Annotated in this window: 2 protein-coding genes and 1 pseudogene; 1 reads left to right on the top strand and 2 read right to left on the bottom strand. The window is 33.0% G+C overall.

Annotation, left to right across the window (positions count from 1 at the left end):
• Both Q0410_RS06505 and Q0410_RS06500 read right to left on the bottom strand, forming a co-directional pair.
• A pseudogene (locus Q0410_RS06505) lies at positions 1 to 703 on the bottom strand (hypothetical protein); the annotation flags it as partial.
• Entirely contained in the window at positions 696 to 1,601 is a 906-nt protein-coding gene (locus Q0410_RS06500; protein WP_299034537.1) for an AAA family ATPase, read from the bottom strand. The pseudogene Q0410_RS06505 and the gene Q0410_RS06500, both read right to left, overlap by 8 nt.
• Before the next feature lie 186 nt (positions 1,602 to 1,787).
• On the opposite strand from Q0410_RS06500, the gene Q0410_RS06495 reads away from it, so the two are divergent.
• Positions 1,788 to 2,240: a MarR family winged helix-turn-helix transcriptional regulator gene (locus Q0410_RS06495; protein ID WP_299034534.1), complete on the top strand. Its 453-nt coding sequence runs from the start codon at positions 1,788 to 1,790 to the stop codon at positions 2,238 to 2,240.
• Positions 2,241 to 2,250 lie beyond the last annotated feature (10 nt).

The raw sequence follows: 2,250 nt of genomic DNA, 5'->3' as shown, positions 1-2,250 counted from the left end.
TATCCATGTCCTTATTTTTTTCTTCGAGATATATATTTCCTGTAAACTCAGCTGAACCAATGTTAAATTGGTCTTTGATAAATTCATCAGAAAATTCGAAATCCTTGCTATCTTTTTTTGAGTTTTTAAAGTCTTTGGGTTTCTTATCCTTGATCATTTCTTTAAGAAGAGATTCATTTTCTCTGGATTTTTCAAAGGTAAAATAGGTTTTAAAAACTTCGTTAAGTCTTTCTATAAGTTTTGTTGTATCAAGCTCATAAATTTCAAAAATATCCCTATAAATAGTCCTAAAAAAGGGCCCCTCAGTTATAGGTTTACCTAGGACTTGCCCGTAGTAGGACTTTTCGATTTGCTCTTTTAAGTCATCTGCCTCATGAAAGTTGTATTTTCTTAAGGCCTTTTTAGCAAAGTCTTTTCTTAATTTTTCAATAACCAGGTTATCTTTAACAAGAATCTTGTAGGCTATATCCTCCATGAGGAGATTGGTTATAAAGGAAAATTCTGGATAGAAGGGGCTTTCGGCTCTTAGGTAGTCAAAATATGAGTCTAAGATTTTAAAATCAAAAGTTTTAATTATAAGCCCCCTGGTCATATTTTTATAAAGCTCATCCATAGGGTAGGATTTTTGCGGGATAAAGTCATATTTTTCCGCAAAATCCCAAATGATATTATATTCCCTTATTTTATCAAAATTTTCACTCATCAAAGACACTCTCGTCTATTTTTTCAGGAATCTTTGTTTTTATTAAATCAAGAACCAAATCTCTTTCAAACCTGTCAAAAGACTTGTTAACAAGCCCCATCTTTATAGCATCAAAAGGATTTAGGCCGATTTTCATAGTTTCTATAGAACCGATTAGTCCTCTAAGGTCCACAGCCTTGGTTGAAATTTCATTATTTTCACTCTTAACCTGTAGAGAAATAAACATATCTATCATAGCCTTTCTATATTTTTCCTTAAGAGTCGGGAAGTTATCTTTAAGAAGGAGGTCAAGGTTAACTTTGGTAATATTTGGCACATTTATAATCATAAATCTTGAAGCAAGGGCTTCATTAAGCTCACGAGTGCCTACATAGCCGTAGTTCATGGTAGCAATAAATCTGGTATTTGGATCAAGACTTATCTTGTCAAAACCAGATATATCAATAATTCTCCTGTGGTCAAGGGAAGCGTGAAGGACTGAAATGGCTTCGTTTTTTGCCATATTTATCTCATCTAAAATTGCAAAGCCCCCTCTAATAGCTGCTTCATAAATAGGCCCCTTTCTAAAAGTTACCTCTCCATTTTTAAAGGTATCGGCTCCTATTAGCGAAGCAAAATCAGTATTTACATGGAAGGAAACATTATAGGTTGGTCTTTTAAATAGGTAGGAAAGATTTGAAGCAAGGACATTTTTCCCCGTAGCCTTAGCTCCTGTAAGAAGGATATTTTTGCCTGCAAGTAGGGCGGAAATGGCTTGCTCTAAGACTTCCTTGCCATAGTATTTATACTCAGGCTTTATAATCCTGTCGTTATTATCTAGTCCGTTTTCTTTTCTATATTCCTCTAAAAGGGCAATCAAGTTTTCGTTTATGCCCTGGTCTTTTAAATATTCTATCATAATTCACCTCGGCTTTATTATACATTAAAGATTTTGTTTTATCATTACCTAGCTCTTTAGCTTAAGATAAATATGGACTTGTATTGATATAAATTTATAAATCTTCTTGACATAGTCCTAAATAGTACTATAATAATCATATTAGTTAACAAATAATTGTTTATTTATTTTAGAGAAAGAGGATTTATGGATTTTGAAGTTGATCCCATGTTCTCTATTTTTTCTTTGCTAAGGTGTGCAAATGGCCTAAATAAAGAAAGGGTGAAGTTTTATGGCCTAAACGACCTAGAGACTATCATCCTTATCAATATAGGTCTTATGGAAAATCCAACTCAAAAGGCCTTATCTGAAAAACTTGGGGCTCCCAAGCAGACTGTAAATAATATTATTAAGAGTCTTGAAGATGAGGGACTTATAGAACTTATTCCTTCAAAAGATGATAAAAGACTTAGGATTTTAAGGTTAACAGACCTGGGAGAGGAAAATAGGGACGAGAGATTAAAACCAATTAACGAATCAAATGTAAGAATGTATGAGAAATTGGGTCATAAGAAGGCAAGAGATATTAAAAATGCTCTTAAGCTTCTAAGTGATACAATTAGAGGAGATTTTATGAAGGAGGATGAATGGAAAGTATAAAAGAATTTTA

The sequence above is a fragment of the uncultured Anaerococcus sp. genome, assembly GCF_937934665.1.
Taxonomy (GTDB): Bacteria; Bacillota; Clostridia; order Tissierellales; family Peptoniphilaceae; genus Anaerococcus.
The sequence above is the reverse complement of the archived record's forward strand: the minus strand, read 5'-3'. Positions and strand labels throughout refer to the sequence as shown.

What these genes read in the sequence shown, in the direction of transcription:
- Q0410_RS06500 (WP_299034537.1), bottom strand. Translation starts at nt 1,601, where the DNA reads ATGATAGAATATTTAAAAGACCAGGGCATAAACGAAAACTTGATTGCC.
- Q0410_RS06495 (WP_299034534.1), top strand. Translation starts at nt 1,788, where the DNA reads ATGGATTTTGAAGTTGATCCCATGTTCTCTATTTTTTCTTTGCTAAGG.